This window comes from Streptomyces sp. B1866 (assembly GCF_031932565.1).
GTDB lineage: Bacteria > Actinomycetota > Actinomycetes > Streptomycetales > Streptomycetaceae > Streptomyces.
The window spans coordinates 1-16,075 of sequence record NZ_JAVSCF010000033.1 but is presented as its reverse complement, the minus strand read 5'-3'; the positions used below and the strand labels follow the sequence as shown (position 1 = coordinate 16,075).

Below are 16,075 nucleotides of genomic sequence, written 5' to 3'. Positions count from 1 at the left end.
TGCTCGAATGCGGTGGCCAGCAGGGCACGTCCCGCGTCCCCTTCCCCCCACCAGCGTGGAGCACGTACATGCCGCTGATCGAGGTCACCGTCGCCGAGGGGCGCTCCGAGGCGCGGCTGCGCGCGCTGATGGCCGCCGTCCACGACGCGGTGCGCGAGTCCCTGGGAGTGGCGGACGAGCAGATCCGGGTCCTGGTCCGCCAGGTCCCCGCGCACCTGTGGTCGGCGGGCGGCACCACGCTCGCCGAGCGTGCCGCGCTGAGCCGCAACCCGGAGGAACGCCCCGTATGACCAGCCGACCAGAAGGCGAGGTGCCCGGCATGAGGAGTGTCGCGATCCAGCAGCCGAGCGGTATGCCCGTGTCCCGCTACCGGGCCTACCCGCCGATCGACCTTCCGGACCGCACCTGGCCGCACACCGTCATCACCAGGGCCCCTCAGTGGTGCTCGGTCGACCTGCGCGACGGCAACCAGGCACTGGCCGACCCCATGGACCCGGAGCGCAAGCTGCGGATGTTCCGCCTCCTGGTGTCCCTGGGATACAAGGAGATCGAGATCGGCTACCCCACCGCGAGCCAGGCGGACTTCGACTTCGCCCGCACACTCGTCGAAGAGGACCTGATCCCCGACGACGTCGTCGTCCAGGTGGTCACCCCCTCGCGGGAGGACTTCATCGAACGCACCTTCCAGGCCGTGGACGGGGCCCGGCACGCCGTCATCAACCTCTACAACTCGACCTCGGCGCTCCAGCGCAGGGTCGTGTTCCAGCTCGACCGGGCCGGGGTGCGGGAACTGGCGGTGGCCGGCGCCCAGCAGTGCGTGAAGCTCGCCGACGCGACGCCGTCGACCGACTTCACCTTCCAGTACTCGGTGGAGTCGTACACCGGCACCGAACTGGACTTCGCCCTGGAGATCTGCAATTCCGTCAACGAGGTGTGGCAGCCGACGCCGGACCGTCCGACGATCATGAACCTGCCCGCCACGGTGGAGACGTCCACGCCCAACGTGTACGCGGACTCCATCGAGTGGATGCACCGCAACCTCGACAACCGCGACGCCGTGGTGCTGTCGCTGCACCCGCACAACGACCGCGGTACGGGCATCGCGGCGGCCGAGCTGGGCTACATGGCGGGAGCCGACCGGATCGAGGGCTGCCTGTTCGGCAACGGCGAGCGGACCGGAAACGTCTGCCTGGTGACCCTCGCGCTGAACCTGCTCACCCAGGGCGTCGACCCGATGGTCGACCTCTCCGACATCGACATGGTGAAGCGGGAGGTGGAGGAGTGCAACCGGCTGCCGGTCCACCCCCGCCACCCCTACGGCGGGGAACTGGTGTACACCGCGTTCTCCGGCACCCACCAGGACGCCATCAAGAAGGGCATGGAAGCGCTCGCCCGCGACGCCGACGCCGCGGGCGTCCCGGTCGACGACCACCCCTGGGAGGTGCCCTACCTGCCGCTGGACCCGAAGGACGTCGGGCGCACCTACGAAGCGGTGGTGCGCGTCAACTCCCAGTCCGGCAAGGCCGGTCCCGCCTACGTGCTGCGGCAGGCCCACGGCTTCGACCTGCCCCGCGGACTCCAGGTCGAGTTCCAGCGCCAGGTCCAGCGGCGCACGGACGAGGTGGGCGGCGAGGTCACCGCCGCACAGCTGCTGGAGCTGTTCGAGCGGGAGTACCTCTCCCCGGTGCCCGTCGCCCCCGGGGCGCCCGCGGTGCCCGTCACCGTACTGGAGTCGCACACCCGCCCCCGGACGACCGGCACCGTCGAACAGACCGTCGCCTACCTCCGGTACGAGGTGGCAGGCCGCGAACGCTGGAGCGTCGGCCTCGGAGACGGCCCCGACCAGGCCCTCGCCGCCGCCCGCGAGCGGGCGCTGCGCGCCGCCGCCGGCCCGCGCTGATCACCCGAAGAGTTCGGGCCGCCCGCCCGGGACGTCACGTCGCGTCCCGCGGTACGGCACGAGCAACCCGCAGACGACGACCCCCCGGAAGGAGGTACGCCATGAAGATCGAGCGCGTTCACGAGGACGGCCTCGTCAAGGAGTGGCACACCAACGTCATCTGATGACCGGCCACAGCTGACAACCGTGGCGGGGAGCCGGCCGGCCGCCTCCCCGCCACGGTTTCCGCACGTCCCCGACAGCCCGCGACAGAACAGGAGGCGCCCGGATGCGGCGACCCAGGGTCAAGGAGTTTCTACGGATCTACCATGTCTCGGGGGAACCCCACCTCTACATCGGGATCGGACCGGAGAAGTTCCGGATCATGGATCCGACCGCGGAGATGGTCTCCTTCGTCCTGGCCCTCGACGGGACCCGCACCCGCGAAGAACTCCAGGAGCGCTACCCGGAGACCGACGACTGGCTGGCGGTCCTCGACTCCGAGGGCGTCCTGGACGACGCCGCGGCCACCCCGCCGCTGGATCCGGAGGACCTCCGGCGCTTCAGCCGCCAGATCAACCATCTGCGGCTGTACGACCGCGACGACTGGGACGGCTACACGGGCATGCGCCGGCTGCGCGACGCCAGGGTCGTGATCATCGGTACGGGCGCGGGCGGCACCACCCTGCTGCGGCTGCTGAACGCGGCGGGCATCGGAACCCTGGAAGCGGTCGACTTCGACACCTTCGCCGAGGAGAACCTGCCCACCCACCCCACCTTCGACGAGCAGGACGTCGGCGTGCCCAAGCTGGACGCGCTCGCACGTCACCTGTCCCTACAGAGCTCCCGGTCGCGGTTCATCGCCCACCACACCCGCATCGAGTCCGCCGACGACATCGTCAAGCTCGTCGACGGGGCCGACTTCTTCTTCAACGCCTACGACCGCCCCCGCAACAAGGCGATCCGCTGGTCCAACGAGGCCAGCCTGCGCACCGGGGTGCCGTTCGGGCAGATCGGCATCACCAACAAGGGGGCCAGGGTCGGCCCGACCATGATCCCCGGCCGGACCCCGTGCATGGAGTGCGTCGGCATCCGCGACCTCGACGTGCTGCGGCCGGAGAGCTCGGGCAGCCTCACCGGAACGCTCGTGTCCATGGTCGCCGGCATCGCGGTCAACGAGGTCATCGGCCTGGTCTCCGGCGCCAAGGCCACCTCGCGCACCGCGGGGCAGAGCCTGTACGTCAACGCCGAGACGCTGACCTTCGACTTCACCCCGTTCGCCTTCCGTGACGACTGCCCGTGCCGGGAAGGCAAACCGCCACGGTGACGGCCATCCGGGAACACCCCCCGCGCGCCTCCGAGTGGACAGGGGTCCGGCTCCTGGCCCGCTCGTGGCTGCCGACCGCCCTCGGCTCCTCGATGCTGGCCTGGGAGATCCCCCTGGTCGTGGCGATCACGGCGCGGATGCCCCACGGAGCGTCCGCGCTGGCGGCGCTCGGCGTGGGGCTGTCCGTGCTGTTCGTCGTCAACTCCCCCGCCCTGGCGCTGGCGCCGCTGGTCGTGGCGGAGCTCGCCGGGCAGGGGTCGCGGACCCTGCTGCGCTGGGCCCTGGGCACCGGGCTGGCGGGCTGCGCGGCGCTGCCGGCGCTGGCGGCCCTGCCCGGCGTCTCCGCGGGCTTCCCCGCGCTGCTGGGACTGCCCGCGGACCTGCACGACGCCTTCCGCACCTGCCTGCTGTCCTTCGCGGCGGCTCCGCCGGCGGTCGCGCTGCGCCGCTACCTGCACGGCCGCCTGATCGCCCGCGACACCACCGGCCCCATCGCGGCGGCGACCGGAGTACGCATCGCGGCGACGGCGCTGGCCGCGCTGGCGGCCTGGCGGACCGGCGTCCCCTCGGCGGCCACCGGCGGCATCGCCCTGTCGTCGGGAGCCTGGGCCGAAGCGGCGTACCTGGCTCTCGCCAGCCGCCCGCTGCCCGTCGTGCCGGCCGCCTCGGCCGGGCGGATGGCCGTCCAGCACGCCCGGATCGCCTCGACCGTGCTGCTCAACATGAGCCCCGCGCTCGTCACGACGGTGGTCCTCGCCCACTCCGCCTCGGCGGAGGACTCGCTGACCGTCTGGCCGGTCCTCTACGGGCTCGTCTCCCTGGGCACGGTTCCGCTGTCCGACCTGGACACGGTGGGCGCGGCGTACCTGCGGCGGGCGGGGGGACCGCGGACCCTGCTGCGCTTCACGGCGCTCCTGGCGGGGACGCTGCTCGCCCTCTCCCTCCTGGTGGCGCTGACCCCGCTGGCCCGCCTGTACGTCGTCGCCTTCAGCAACGTGGCCGAAGGCCCGGCCGACCTCGGCCTGCGCTGGATCCCGCTCCTCGCGGCGGCTCCCGCGCTGTGGGCCGTACGCGGCAGGCTGCGCGGCCTGACCATCGCCGGAGGCGACACCCGCACGCTGCCCCGGGCCGCCGTCGTCCACCTGGCCGGCCTGGTGGGCTGCGGCCTGCTGCTGACCCGCAGCACCCTGCCGGGAGTGGCCTGCGCGTCCCTGGCCCTGGTCGGCGCGCTGCTCCTGGAGATCCTGGCCCTGACGTGTCTGGACGGGAAGCCGCGCGGGTCGGCCCCGCCGTGAGCCGGGCCGACCTGCCAAAGCGCCCCTCCTGTCCGCGATACCGCTGGTCAGGAGGGGCGCTTCGGTATTTCTCAGATCACACGTCGAAGTACAGCTCGAACTCGTGCGGGTGCGGACGCAGCTGGAGCGGCGCGATCTCGTTCGTGCGCTTGAAGTCGATCCACGTCTCGATCAGGTCGGAGGTGAAGACCCCGCCCTGGAGCAGGAACTCGTGGTCGGCCTCCAGGGAGTCCAGCACGGCCGGCAGTGAGGTCGGGACCTGCGGCACGCTGGCGTGCTCCTCGGGCGCCAGCTCGTACAGGTCCTTGTCGACCGGCTCGGCGGGCTCGATCTTGTTCTTGATGCCGTCCAGGCCGGCCAGCAGCAGGGCCGAGAACGCCAGGTACGGGTTGCCCGAGGAGTCCGGGGCGCGGAACTCGATGCGCTTGGCCTTCGGGTTGGCACCGGTGATCGGAATGCGGATCGCGGCGGAGCGGTTGCGCTGCGAGTACACCAGGTTCACCGGGGCCTCGAAGCCCGGGACCAGGCGGTGGTAGGAGTTCACCGTCGGGTTGGTGAAGGCCAGCAGCGACGGCGCGTGCCGGAGGATACCGCCGATGTAGAAGCGGGCGGTGTCCGACAGGCCGGCGTAGCCCTGCTCGTCGTAGAACAGCGGGTCGCCATTCGCCCACAGCGACTGGTGGACGTGCATGCCCGAGCCGTTGTCACCGAAGATCGGCTTCGGCATGAAGGTGGCGGTCTTGCCGTTCTGCCAGGCGACGTTCTTCACGATGTACTTGAAGAGCTGGAGGTCGTCGGCGGCGGCGAGCAGCGTGTTGAACTTGTAGTTGATCTCCGCCTGGCCCGCGGTGCCCACCTCGTGGTGCTGGCGCTCGACCTTCAGCCCGGACTTCTCCAGCTCCAGGCTGATCTCGGCGCGCAGGTCGGCGAAGTGGTCGACCGGGGGAGCCGGGAAATAGCCGCCCTTGTAGCGGACCTTGTAGCCGCGGTTGTCCTCCAGCGCGCCGGTGTTCCAGGCGCCCGCCTCGGAGTCGATGTGGTAGAAGGCCTCGTTCGACTTCGTCTCGAAACGGACGCTGTCGAACACGTAGAACTCGGCCTCGGGACCGAAGTACGCGGTGTCGGCGATGCCGGAGGAGGCGAGGAACGCCTCGGCCTTCTTGGCCACGTTCCGCGGGTCGCGGCTGTACTGCTCGCCGGTGATCGGGTCGTGGATGAAGAAGTTGATGTTGACCGTCTTGTCACGGCGGAACGGGTCCACGCGGGCCGTGGAGAGGTCCGGGACCAGCGCCATGTCGGACTCGTGGATGGCCTGGAAGCCGCGGATCGAAGACCCGTCGAACATCAGCTCCTCGGACGGGTCGAACGCGTCGACCGGGACCGTGAAGTGCTGCATGACGCCGGGAAGGTCGCAGAAGCGGACGTCGATGAACTTGACGTCCTCGTCCGAGAAGAACTTCCGAGCGTCGTCGGCGTTCTGGAACATCCAACTCCTCCTAGCCCGGCCGCGGGGGGACGGGGATATTCGTACGGGCGCGACCCATGTGCGGGTGGGGCGCTGGGGCCGACCCTAGGGAGACGTGATTTCCCGAGCATGACCCATTTGTTTCTCCAAGGTTAACCGGCTCGCCCGGGCCGCGGGGCCCCGGGGTGAGCCCGGGCCGCGGCCCGTACGGGCTCGTCAGCGCGGTGCACGGTACCCCACGCGCGGGTGAACGTATGCGTTCGCAGTACCGTGGTCGGGTGGACAGTCAGGACACCAGGCGCGCCGACACCCGGCGGGCGATCGGCACGTGGCTCTCGGGACCGCGCGAGGCGGCCGAGCAGATGGGCGTCGACCTCGGCTACCGGGGCGAGCGGCTGGGGCTGCCGGAGAGCGGTCCCGGGGCGGTCGCGCCGCCCGGCCGGCGGATCGCGGCCATTGTCGTGGACTGGGCCCTGTGCCTGCTGGTCTCCTTCTCCCTGCTGTCCGGGCGCAACCAGCAGACGGTCGGCAACTGGGCCGTCCTCGTCTTCTTCCTCCTCAGCGCCCTGACCGTCGGCACCGTCGGGTGCACGCCCGGCAAGCTGCTGCTGCGGCTGCGCGTCATCGGCGAGGGCGGCTCCCGGCTGGGCTTCTGGCGCGCGGTGCTGCGCAGCCTGCTGCTCGTGGTCGTCATCCCCGCCGTGATCTGGGACCGCGACGGGCGCGGCCTGCACGACCGGCTGGCCCGGGCCGTGCAGATCCGCGTCTGACCCGCCCGCCGGACCGCCCGGCCCGCGGCCTGCCGGGCGGGTCAGGTTGCATACGGCAAGGGGCGGGCCGGAGACTCTCCGTCTCCGGCCCGCCCCTCGCGCCCGTCTCCGGCCCGCCCCTCGCGCGGCGTGCGCCGCTGGTGCCCGGCTGTGTCCGCCCCGTCCCGGCCCTTCTCGCCGACGTTGCGGCGGGGTCGCGGCGGGGGCTCCCGTACGCGCCGGTCGGAGCCGTCCGTACCGGTCAGCGGCCCCGCTGGATGCCCTTCGGCATGCGCATGCCCTTGGGCATCGGCCCCTTCGGCAGCGGCATGTTGCTCAGCAGGTCGCCCAGCGCCCGCAGCCGGTCGTTGACGACCGTCACCTGCGCGCCCGGCAGGACCCGCGGCAGCTTCAGCAGGGTCACCCGGAGCTTCCTGATCGACACCTGGCCCTCGTCGGTGCCCACGATCACGTCGTGCACCGGCACGTCCGCCACGATGCGCGCCATGCGCTTCTTCTCGGCGGCCAGCATGCTCCTGAGCCGGTTCGGGTTGCCCTCGGCGACCAGCACGATGCCCGCCCGGCCGACGGCCCGGTGGATGACGTCCTGGTTGCGGTTCATCGCCACCGCGGGCGTCGTCGTCCAGCCGCGGCCGATGTTGTCCAGCACGGCGGCCGCCGCGCCCGGCTGGCCCTCCATCTGCCCGAACGCCGCCCGCTCCGCCCGCCGCCCGAAGACGATCGCCGCCGCCAGGAAGGCCAGGACGAAGCCGAGGATGCCCAGGTAGACGGGGTGCCCGAGCCAGAAGCCGAGCGCGAGGAAGGCGCCGAGGACCACGATGCCCACCGCGGCGACGACCAGCCCGACCAGCCGGTCGACCTGCCTGGTCATCTTGTAGGTGAGGGCGATCTGCTTCAGCCGCCCGGTGCTCTCGGATGTGTCCTGCCTCGCCATACAGCGAAGTTTACGTGGCTTGCGGCTCCTTGGTGGACGCGGCCTCCAGGACCGTCAGCGCCTCGCGGCGGTCCCTGGCGCGGCGCCGGTCCTCCAGCACGGCCGTCCACGCGTTCAGCCGCGCGGTGCGCTGCCCGCCGCCGAGCAGGAGTCCTTCCAGGACGAGGAGGGCGCCGGTCACCGACGGGCGTACGGGTGTGACCTGCATGGCGGAACCCCCTCGCGAGGCGGCGGACGGGCGTGGGCCGCCCCACCGGGCGGACCGTGTCTCCATATCGTTATCGGATGGTGTTACCAGTGCGTGACCAGGTGGTCAAACGGCGATGAAACCCCCACTCCGCCTGAATAAACCGCCCTTTCCGGCCAACCTCCCGACCTGCGGCGGCCCCGGTCCGTAGCGGCCCCGGTCCGGGAAGGCCCCGGTCCGGGGGGCTCCGGTCCGGGGGGCTCCGGCTACACCGCCCGCGCCGCCACGGGTGCGTCCGGGAGCGCCGGACCGCCGTCCGCCGACCGCCGCTCGACCGCCTGCTGGTACAGCCGCCCGGCCCGGTAGGACGAGCGGACCAGCGGGCCGGACATCACGCCCGCGAAGCCGATCTCCTCGGCCTCCTGCCGCAGCTCCACGAACTCCTGCGGCTTGACCCAGCGGTCCACCGGGTGGTGCCGGGCCGACGGGCGCAGGTACTGCGTGATGGTGACCAGCTCGCAGCCCGCCGCGTGCAGGTCGCGCAGGGCCTCGCCGGCCTCCTCGCGGGTCTCGCCCATGCCCAGGATCAGGTTGGACTTGGTCACCAGGCCCGCCTCGCGCGCCCGCGTGACGACCTCCAGCGAACGCTCGTAGCGGAAGCCCGGGCGGATGCGCTTGAAGATCCGCGGCACCGTCTCGACGTTGTGCGCCAGCACCTCGGGGCGGGCGGAGAAGACCTCGGCCAGCTGCTCGGGCACCGCGTTGAAGTCCGGTATCAGCAGCTCCACGCCGGTGCCCGGCACCAGCGCGTGGATCTGGCGGACGGTCTCCGCGTACAGCCAGGCGCCGCCGTCCGGCAGGTCGTCGCGGGCCACGCCGGTGACGGTCGCGTACTTCAGGCCCATGGTCCGTACCGACTCCGCGACCCGGCGCGGCTCGTCGCGGTCCAGGGCCTGCGGCCTGCCGGTGTCGATCTGGCAGAAGTCGCAGCGCCGCGTGCACTGGTCGCCGCCGATGAGGAACGTCGCCTCCCGGTCCTCCCAGCACTCGTAGATGTTCGGGCAGCCGGCCTCCTGGCACACCGTGTGCAGGCCCTCCCGCTGCACCAGGCCCCGCAGCTCGGTGTACTCCGGGCCCATCTTCGCCCGGGTCTTGATCCACTCGGGCTTGCGCTCGATGGGAGTCTCGCTGTTGCGGACCTCCAGGCGGAGCAGCTTGCGTCCGTCGGGTGCGACTGCGGACACGTGGCGTCCCTTCCGCTTTCGATTCTTCGGTAAACACCAGCGTACGCCTGGTGTGCAGGGGGCGGTGGGGGCGTCGGTCTCAGACCGCGCGGGGGAGCGGCACGGCCGACTCCCAGACCTCCCGCAGGTGCTTCTCCACCACCGGCAGCACCTCGGCCACGGGCACCGGACGGCCCAGCTCCGCCGACAGCGAGGTGACGCCGGCGTCCCGGATGCCGCACGGCACGATCCGGTCGAACCACCTGTTGTCCGGGTCGCAGTTGAACGAGAAGCCGTGCATGGACACACCCTTGGCGATACGCACGCCGATCGCGGCTATCTTCCGGTCCTCGCCGCGCTGGCCCGCGTTGGACGGCGCGTACTCCGGGCCGTGCAGGCGCGCGTCGAACTCGTCGTCCGTCAGCCGGGGGTCCAGCCGGGGGTCGAAATCCAGCCGCAGGCCGCCCGTGGCACGCCGCTCCACCGGGTCGCCCAGCACCCACACCCCGCTGCGCCCCTCCACGCGGGTGGTCTCCAGGCCGAAGTCGGCGCAGGTGCGCAGCAGGGCCTCCTCCAGGCGCCGCACGTGCGCGATGACGTCCACCGGGCGCGGCAGCTTCAGGATCGGGTAGCCCACCAGCTGGCCCGGACCGTGCCAGGTGATCTTGCCGCCGCGGTCCACGTCGACCACCGGCGTGCCGTCCAGCGGCCGCTCGCTGTCGTGCGTCCGCCGCCCGGCCGTGTACACCGGCTGGTGCTCCAGCAGCAGGCAGGTGTCGGGGACCTCGTCCGCGAAGCGGGCGGCGTGCACCCGGCGCTGCTCCTGCCACGCCTCCTGGTACTCGACGGCGTCCGCCCCGAACCCGAGGTGGACGAAGCGCAGCTCCTTCACGGCGGCTCCTCGTGGGCCCTGCCGCGATCTCGCACCGCGGCACGCGGCGGCACGGGCGGCGCCGTACGGGCCGGCAGGCGGCCGCCGTGCACGGGCGCCCGGTCCGGGCGCCTGAAGCCACTGTACGACCGTCCGCGCGGGTCTCCCGCATCGCCGCCCGCCGGCCATCCGCATCGCGGCCACCGGGGCCGAATCCGCTGGCCAGAGCCTGGTCGACGGCCGGACCGGGGCGCGGCCCGCGGCTGCGCGCGCGGGCGGTGCCACACCGGGCTCGTATCGCGGTCGCGTTGTGGTCGTACTCACACGATCGGATGAATGCGCGAAGAAGGTGGCGACTGTGGGTGTCGATGCCGCTACATTCGCGCCGTTCCAGAGAACGATCAGGGAGACCGGCAGGCTGATGACGGAACGATCCCCGCAGCGCATTCCCAATCGCCAGCTCGCCGCCCTCATCGCCGAGGCCGGTTTCTCCCACGCCGGACTGGCGCGGCGGGTAGACCAGCTCGGCCTTGAGCACGGCCTCGACTTGCGCTACGACAAGACCTCGGTCACGCGCTGGCTGCGCGGCCAGCAGCCGCGTGGCACCACCCCGGCGCTCATCGCCGAGGTGTTCACCCGGCGCCTCGGGCGCCGCCTCACCGCCCAGGACCTCGGACTCGACGCCTGCGCGCCCGTCTACGCGGGCCTGGAGTTCGCCGCCACTCCGGAGGAGGCCGTCGACATCGTCAGCGGCCTGTGGCGCAAGGACTCCGGCACCCACGCCGACCTGCGCAAGATCGCCTTCACCCCGGCCGGGCTCGTGGTGCCCAGCCGGGACTGGCTGATCGGCCGGCCCGACGACCGGGTGGCCCGCGAGCCGCACGGCGTGGCCATGGTCAGGGTGCCGAACCAGAGCGGCCGGGTCGGCGTGCCCCGGCAGCGCGTCACCGACCGGCTCGACCGGGCCCCGGGCCAGCGGGTCACCAAGGGCGACATCGCCGCCCTGCGGTCCCTCAGCGAGCTGTTCCGGGCGCTGGACAACGCCTACGGCGGCGGCCACGCCCGGCAGGCCCTGGTGCGCTACCTGGAGCACGAGGGCGAGCCCATGCTGCGCGGCAGCTACGGCGAGGCCACCGGGCGGCGGCTGTTCGCCGCCATGGCCGACCTGACCCGGCTGGCGGGCTGGACGTCGTACGACATCGCCGCCCACGGCCTCGCCCAGCGGTACTTCGTCCAGGCCCTGCGGCTCGCGCAGGCCGCGGGCGACCGGGCCTACGGCGCGTACGTGCTGGTGACCATGAGCCGCCAGGCCGTGCACCTCCAGCACGGCCGGGAGGCGGTCCAGCTCGCGCGCGTGGCCCAGCAGGGCGTGGGCGGCAGCGCGCCGCCCGTGGTCCAGTCGCTGCTGCACGCGGCGGAGGCGCGCGGGCACGGCGTGCTCGGCGAGGTGCGCGCGTGCACCGCCTCGCTGGTACGGGCCGAGCGGGCGCTGGAGGCGGCCCGGCCCGGCGACGAGGTGCCGTACTGGGCGCGGTTCTTCGACGAGGCGCAGCTCGCCGACGAGTTCGGCCACTGCCACCGCGACCTCCAGCAGCACCGCGCCGCCGCCCAGCACGCCGAGCGGTCGCTCCAGCTGCGCAGCCCCGGGTACGCGCGCAGCAGGCTGTTCTGCCGCGTGGTGCTCGCCACCGCCCGGCTGGGCCTGGGCGAGCTGGAGCAGGCGTGCGCGCTGGGCGCCGAGGCCGCGCAGCAGGCCTCGGAGATGCGCTCGGCGCGCGCCCTGGAGTACGTACGGGACTTCGAGCGGCGCCTGGAGCAGTACCGGGACGCGCCGCCCGTGCGCGGCTACCGGGACCGGGTCACCGCGCTCGGCTGGGGCCCGGCGTGGACCGGGTCGGGGGCGGCGGGCTGAGCGGCACGGCCGGGCGTCGACCGGCGGCCGGTGCCCGGGTCCCGGCGGCCCGGCCCGGCGGCCCCGACCCGGGGCGCGGGGGCGCCCGGCGGGCCGGGGGACCGGGGTGCGTCCGGCGGCGGCCGGGTCAGCGCGTCGGGCCGAGCGCCGCCCGTACCGCGTCCTCGACGCGCGGGCAGGCGAAGGCGAAGCCCGAGTCGAGCAGCCGCCGGGGCAGCACCCGCGCGCTGCCGAGCACGTCGCCCGCCATCTCGCCGAGCGCGAGCCGCAGCGCGGCGGCGGGCACCGGGAACGGCGTCGGGCGGCGCAGCACCCGGCCCATCGCCGCGGTCACCTCGCGGTTCGTGGCCGGTTCCGGCGCGGTGAGGTTGACCGGGCCGGACAGGTCCGCGTGGTCCAGCAGGTGCCGCAGCGCGGCGACGTGGTCGTGCAGGGCGATGAAGCTCCAGTACTGCCCTCCGCCGCCGAGCCGCCCGCCGAGCCCGAGCCGGAACAGCGGGAACAGCCGCCCCCAGGCGCCGCCCCCGCGGGCGACCACCAGGCCGGTGCGGGCGAAGACCGTGCGCACACCCGCCTCCCGCGCGGCCCCGGCGGCGTCCTCCCAGTCCTGGCACAGGTCGGCGAGGAAGCCGTGGCCCGGCGGCGCGTCCTCGTCCACCGCGCGGTCGCCGGTGTCGCCGTAGAAGCCGATCGCGCTGCCGCTCACCAGCACCCGCGGCGGCGTGTCCAGGGCGGCGACGGCCTCGGCGACGGCGGCCGTGCCCAGCACCCGGCTGTCCCGAAGCTCCCGCTTGTAGGCGTCGGTCCAGCGGCGGTCGCCGATGCCCGCGCCCGCGAGGTGCACCACGGCCGTGCAGTCCGCGAGCCCGGCGGTGTCCACCCACTGGCGCCGCGGGTCCCAGCCGACCTCGTCCGGCTCCCGGGGCGGCCGCCGCACCAGGCGGACGACCTGGTGGCCGTCCTCGCGCAGGGAGCGGGCGAGGGCCGAGCCGATGAGTCCGGAGGAGCCGGTGATAGCGACGCGCATGGACCCCATCCTGCCCCGCCCGCGCGATGGGAACGCCCCGGCGGCCGGGGACGCCTGCCGCCCGGCCCCGGCCCCGGCCATCGCCTCCGGGCCCCGGCCCCGGCTCCCGGCCGCCTGGCACCCGGCCGCCGCCGCCCGGCGCGGCGCGTGCCGCGCGTGGCACAGTGGCCGCATGGACGGCCCCTCCGACCACCTCGTCATACGTACCGCCACGGCCGCCGACGAGGCGGTGCTCGCCGATCTGGACCGGCGCACCTGGTCGCCGCTGCACGCCGTGCAGCCCGAGCCGCTGCCCCCGTACCGGCCGTTCTTCGACGGCCGGCACCGGCCCGAGGAGTTCCTGGTGGCCGAGGCGGGCGGACGGGTGGCCGGATTCATACGCCTGGTCAGGCCGACGGAGCTGGACTGCCACGCGCACGTGCGCCAGATCCAGGGCCTGGCGGTGGACGGCTGGGCGCGCGGCCGGGGCGCGGCGCGGGCCCTGCTGCGGGCGGCGGCCGCCCGGGCGCGCCGGGAGGGCGCGGTCCGCCTCACCCTGCGGGTGCTCGGGCACAACGCTCCGGCGCGGCGCCTGTACGAGTCGGAGGGTTTCGCGGTGGAGGGCGTGCTGCCCGGGGAGTTCCGGCTGGCGGGCCGCGACGTGGACGACGTGCTCATGGGCCGCCGCCTCGACGGCGGCGGGGACGGGTGGTGAGGTCTAGGCGCGAAACCGCGCCCACAGTCTGGGGAACCGTTCCGCCAGGGCGGTCTCGTCGGCCGGGTCCAGCGGTGTACCCAGCGGCTCCAGGGGCCGGCCGGGCAGGTCCAGGTCGGGCAGCGGGGCGCCGGTGAGCCGCTCGTAGGCCTCGTCGGCCACGTAGCCCAGGTCCTCGCAGTCGCCGTCCGCCTCCGGGTCGAAGTCCGCCAGCAGCTCGGCCAGGCCGTCCGTGTCGTGCAGCGCGCCCTCGAACACGTCCCGGCCCTGTCCGACCAGCCAGCAGCGGAAGGCGTCGAACGCGTCCTCGTCCACGCCGCCCAGCAGCACGCCGGCGGCGCCCCACAGGTCCCAGGTGAAGCCGCGGGCCAGGCGGGCCTCGAAGTGCCGCGCGAAGTCGAGCACGGCGTCCGGATCGAGCCCGGTCAACCACTCCACGAGCAGGTCGGACTGGCTCTCCGGGTCGCCGTCCGCCTCCTCGCGCGCGCGGTCGACCAGCTCCCAGAACTCGGTCTCGTCCATCACGCACCACAGGATCGTCCCTCGGGCGCGGACGCGCACGCCGACCCCTCGGGAAGCGGCCGTCTCGTTACCGACCGGCCGCCGCGGGACGGCGTCCGGGGACGCCGGGCGGCGGGCGCGGAGAGGGACCGGGTCTGGCGCCGAATCCAGAGCACGGGTGACGTACGGGACCCGGCCCCCGCCGCTGAGCCGAGCCGCGTCGCAGGACAGGGCTTCGCGGTACGGCCCGCTCGGTGACTGTTGCCGCGACCTACTCTAGGTGCGATCGATGATCGATCAAAGTCCTTGGCGAAAAAACGCCGCTCACGGGGACAAAGTCGGCACCCGGTGCCGAGAAAACGCGATGCGTCAGGCACGCGGTGCACAGCCGAGGACGTGCTCCTCCACCAGGCGCGCCACCCGCGGATCGCGTCTGCGGAAGGCGGCGACCACGGCGTCGTGCTCCTCGGCGTACGACTGCTGGCGGGTGCCAAGCCAGCGGATGGACAGGGCCGTCCACACCTCGATGCCCAGCGACTCCCAGGTGTGCACCAGCACGCTGTTGCCCGACGCGCGCACCAGCTCCCGGTGGAAGGCGACGGTGTGCCGGACCTGCGCCTCCGCGTCGGCGGCCCGGTCGGCCTCGTACAGCGCCCGCACGTGCGGCTCCAGCGCGCCGGTGTCCTCGGCCAGCCGGGGCGCGGCCAGCTCGGCGGCGATCCGCTCAAGACCGGCCCGTACCAGGTAGATCTCCTCCAGGTCGGCGGCGGTCAGGTCGCGCACCCGTACGCCCTTGTTGGGCGCCGACTCGATCAGCCGCAGCGACTCCAGCTCGCGCAGCGCCTCCCGTACCGGCGTCTGGCTGACCGCCAGCTCGGTGGCGATGCGCCGCTCCACGATCCGCTCGCCCGGCTGCCAGCGCCCGCTGACGATCCCCTCCACGATGTGCTCGCGGATCTGCTCGCGCAGCGAGCGGACGACGGGCGGGGCCATGGGCGCTCCTCGGCAGAAGGGGACGACACGACGATACGGCGGCGCCCCCGGCCGGACACCGTGGTCCGGTCGGGGGCGCCAGGCGGGAGCCGGCTGCTACAGCCCGAGGTCGCCCTCGAACTCGCCGGCCTCCAGGCGGGCCTTGACGGTCGTCAGGAACCGGGCCGCGTCCGCGCCGTCCACCAGGCGGTGGTCGTACGTCAGCGCCAGGTAGACGACGTCGCGGATGCCGATGACCGTGCCCTCCTCGGTCTCGATGACCGCCGGGCGCTTGACGGTGGCGCCGACGCCCAGCATGCCGACCTGCGGCTGGTTGAGGATGGGCGTGTCGAACAGCGCGCCGCGCGAGCCGGTGTTGGTCACCGTGAAGGTGCCGCCCGCCAGCTCGTCCGGCTTGATGCCGCCGGTGCGGGTGCGGTTCGCCAGGTCCGCGACCTTCTTGGCGAGCCCGGCGATGCTCAGGTCGCCCGCGTTGTGGACGACCGGGACGAACAGGCCCTTGTCGGTGTCCACCGCGATGCCGATGTTCTCGACGTCGTGGTAGGTGATGGTCTCGTCGTCGTTGACCTTCGCGTTGAGGGCGGGGTGCACCTTCAGCGCCTCGGTCGCGGCCTTCACGAAGAACGGCAGCGGGGAGAGCTTGACGCCCTCGCGCGCGAGGAAGTCGGCCTTCGCCCGCTCCCGCAGCCGCATGATCCGCGTGATGTCGACCTCGACCACGGTCGTCAGCTGGGCGGAGACCCGCAGCGACTCCAGCATGTGCTTGGCGGTCGCCTTGCGCACGCGGGACATCTTCACCGTCTGGCCGCGCAGCGGCGACGGCGCGGCCTGCGCGGCGGCCGCCGCGGGAGCCGGGGCCGCGGCCGGAGCCTGGGCCTGCGCCGCCCGCGCGGCGGCCCTGGCGGCCTCGGCGGCGGCGATGACGTCCTGCTTGCGGATGCGGCCGCCCACGCCGCTGCCCCTGACGGACGCGAGGTCGACACCGCTCTCGGCGGCG

Annotated in this window: 16 protein-coding genes; 7 read left to right on the top strand and 9 right to left on the bottom strand. The window is 73.5% G+C overall.

Going from position 1 to position 16,075, the window contains the following annotated elements:
- Positions 1-68 precede the first annotated feature (68 nt).
- The 4 genes from RKE29_RS07690 (at position 69) to RKE29_RS07675 (ending at position 4,501) form a co-directional block, all read left to right on the top strand.
- Positions 69-290 carry a tautomerase family protein gene (locus RKE29_RS07690; protein WP_312004312.1) on the top strand — a complete coding sequence of 74 codons (222 nt, stop codon included), beginning with the start codon at positions 69-71 and terminating at the stop codon, positions 288-290.
- Positions 287-1,900 carry a 2-isopropylmalate synthase gene (gene leuA / locus RKE29_RS07685; protein ID WP_312004311.1) on the top strand — a complete coding sequence of 538 codons (1,614 nt, stop codon included), beginning with the start codon at positions 287-289 and terminating at the stop codon, positions 1,898-1,900. The genes RKE29_RS07690 and leuA overlap by 4 nt, the downstream gene beginning before the upstream one ends.
- 268 nt (positions 1,901-2,168) lie before the next feature.
- On the top strand, positions 2,169-3,206 hold the full coding sequence (locus tag RKE29_RS07680; protein WP_312004310.1) for a ThiF family adenylyltransferase: 1,038 nt from the start codon (positions 2,169-2,171) through the stop codon (positions 3,204-3,206).
- Positions 3,203-4,501 (top strand): hypothetical protein, encoded by a 1,299-nt coding sequence (locus RKE29_RS07675; protein ID WP_312004309.1) that lies wholly within the window; start codon positions 3,203-3,205, stop codon positions 4,499-4,501. Before RKE29_RS07680 ends, RKE29_RS07675 begins: the two co-directional genes overlap by 4 nt.
- A gap of 76 nt (positions 4,502-4,577) precedes the next feature.
- Here the strand turns inward: RKE29_RS07675 and glnA are convergent, their stop codons facing one another.
- Positions 4,578-5,987: a type I glutamate--ammonia ligase gene (glnA, locus tag RKE29_RS07670; protein ID WP_312004308.1), complete on the bottom strand. Its 1,410-nt coding sequence runs from the start codon at positions 5,985-5,987 to the stop codon at positions 4,578-4,580.
- Between the two features lie 233 nt (positions 5,988-6,220).
- Between glnA and RKE29_RS07665 the strand changes: the two genes are divergently transcribed.
- Positions 6,221-6,736 (top strand): RDD family protein, encoded by a 516-nt coding sequence (locus tag RKE29_RS07665; protein WP_312004307.1) that lies wholly within the window; start codon positions 6,221-6,223, stop codon positions 6,734-6,736.
- Positions 6,737-6,977: 241 nt separating this feature from the next.
- Here RKE29_RS07665 and RKE29_RS07660 read toward each other — a convergent pair whose 3' ends face one another.
- From RKE29_RS07660 to lipB, 4 genes are all read right to left on the bottom strand, one after another.
- On the bottom strand, positions 6,978-7,670 hold the full coding sequence (locus RKE29_RS07660) for a DUF4191 domain-containing protein (protein WP_312004306.1): 693 nt from the start codon (positions 7,668-7,670) through the stop codon (positions 6,978-6,980).
- Positions 7,671-7,680: 10 nt separating this feature from the next.
- Entirely contained in the window at positions 7,681-7,878 is a 198-nt protein-coding gene (locus RKE29_RS07655) for a hypothetical protein (RefSeq protein WP_312004305.1), read from the bottom strand.
- A 245-nt stretch (positions 7,879-8,123) separates the two neighbouring features.
- On the bottom strand, positions 8,124-9,101 hold the full coding sequence (lipA, locus tag RKE29_RS07650; RefSeq protein ID WP_312004304.1) for a lipoyl synthase: 978 nt from the start codon (positions 9,099-9,101) through the stop codon (positions 8,124-8,126).
- 79 nt (positions 9,102-9,180) lie between these two features.
- Positions 9,181-9,972 carry a lipoyl(octanoyl) transferase LipB gene (lipB, locus tag RKE29_RS07645; protein WP_312004303.1) on the bottom strand — a complete coding sequence of 264 codons (792 nt, stop codon included), beginning with the start codon at positions 9,970-9,972 and terminating at the stop codon, positions 9,181-9,183.
- Positions 9,973-10,372: 400 nt separating this feature from the next.
- On the opposite strand from lipB, the gene RKE29_RS07640 reads away from it, so the two are divergent.
- Positions 10,373-11,863, top strand: coding sequence for a regulator (locus RKE29_RS07640; protein WP_312004301.1), 1,491 nt, complete (start codon positions 10,373-10,375; stop codon positions 11,861-11,863).
- 127 nt (positions 11,864-11,990) lie between these two features.
- Here RKE29_RS07640 and RKE29_RS07635 read toward each other — a convergent pair whose 3' ends face one another.
- A complete protein-coding gene (locus RKE29_RS07635) occupies positions 11,991-12,899 on the bottom strand; it encodes a TIGR01777 family oxidoreductase (protein WP_312004300.1) in 909 nt (302 codons plus the stop codon).
- A gap of 163 nt (positions 12,900-13,062) precedes the next feature.
- Here RKE29_RS07635 and RKE29_RS07630 point away from each other — a divergent pair, with 163 nt between their 5' ends.
- Positions 13,063-13,584 carry a GNAT family N-acetyltransferase gene (locus tag RKE29_RS07630; protein ID WP_312004299.1) on the top strand — a complete coding sequence of 174 codons (522 nt, stop codon included), beginning with the start codon at positions 13,063-13,065 and terminating at the stop codon, positions 13,582-13,584.
- A gap of 3 nt (positions 13,585-13,587) precedes the next feature.
- Here the strand turns inward: RKE29_RS07630 and RKE29_RS07625 are convergent, their stop codons facing one another.
- The 3 genes from RKE29_RS07625 to sucB form a co-directional block, all read right to left on the bottom strand.
- Positions 13,588-14,106 carry a DUF4240 domain-containing protein gene (locus RKE29_RS07625; protein ID WP_312004331.1) on the bottom strand — a complete coding sequence of 173 codons (519 nt, stop codon included), beginning with the start codon at positions 14,104-14,106 and terminating at the stop codon, positions 13,588-13,590.
- 348 nt (positions 14,107-14,454) lie between these two features.
- Positions 14,455-15,078: a GntR family transcriptional regulator gene (locus RKE29_RS07620; RefSeq protein ID WP_312004298.1), complete on the bottom strand. Its 624-nt coding sequence runs from the start codon at positions 15,076-15,078 to the stop codon at positions 14,455-14,457.
- 96 nt (positions 15,079-15,174) lie between these two features.
- A partial coding sequence (gene sucB / locus RKE29_RS07615) for a 2-oxoglutarate dehydrogenase, E2 component, dihydrolipoamide succinyltransferase (RefSeq protein ID WP_312004297.1) occupies positions 15,175-16,075 on the bottom strand: 901 nt, incomplete at its 5' end.

What these genes read in the sequence shown, in the direction of transcription:
- RKE29_RS07690 (WP_312004312.1), top strand. Translation starts at nt 69, where the DNA reads ATGCCGCTGATCGAGGTCACCGTCGCCGAGGGGCGCTCCGAGGCGCGG.
- leuA (WP_312004311.1), top strand. Translation starts at nt 287, where the DNA reads ATGACCAGCCGACCAGAAGGCGAGGTGCCCGGCATGAGGAGTGTCGCG.
- RKE29_RS07680 (WP_312004310.1), top strand. Translation starts at nt 2,169, where the DNA reads ATGCGGCGACCCAGGGTCAAGGAGTTTCTACGGATCTACCATGTCTCG.
- glnA (WP_312004308.1), bottom strand. Translation starts at nt 5,987, where the DNA reads ATGTTCCAGAACGCCGACGACGCTCGGAAGTTCTTCTCGGACGAGGAC.
- RKE29_RS07665 (WP_312004307.1), top strand. Translation starts at nt 6,221, where the DNA reads ATGCGTTCGCAGTACCGTGGTCGGGTGGACAGTCAGGACACCAGGCGC.
- RKE29_RS07660 (WP_312004306.1), bottom strand. Translation starts at nt 7,670, where the DNA reads ATGGCGAGGCAGGACACATCCGAGAGCACCGGGCGGCTGAAGCAGATC.
- RKE29_RS07655 (WP_312004305.1), bottom strand. Translation starts at nt 7,878, where the DNA reads ATGCAGGTCACACCCGTACGCCCGTCGGTGACCGGCGCCCTCCTCGTC.
- RKE29_RS07640 (WP_312004301.1), top strand. Translation starts at nt 10,373, where the DNA reads ATGACGGAACGATCCCCGCAGCGCATTCCCAATCGCCAGCTCGCCGCC.
- RKE29_RS07635 (WP_312004300.1), bottom strand. Translation starts at nt 12,899, where the DNA reads ATGGGGTCCATGCGCGTCGCTATCACCGGCTCCTCCGGACTCATCGGC.
- RKE29_RS07630 (WP_312004299.1), top strand. Translation starts at nt 13,063, where the DNA reads ATGGACGGCCCCTCCGACCACCTCGTCATACGTACCGCCACGGCCGCC.
- RKE29_RS07625 (WP_312004331.1), bottom strand. Translation starts at nt 14,106, where the DNA reads ATGGACGAGACCGAGTTCTGGGAGCTGGTCGACCGCGCGCGCGAGGAG.
- RKE29_RS07620 (WP_312004298.1), bottom strand. Translation starts at nt 15,078, where the DNA reads ATGGCCCCGCCCGTCGTCCGCTCGCTGCGCGAGCAGATCCGCGAGCAC.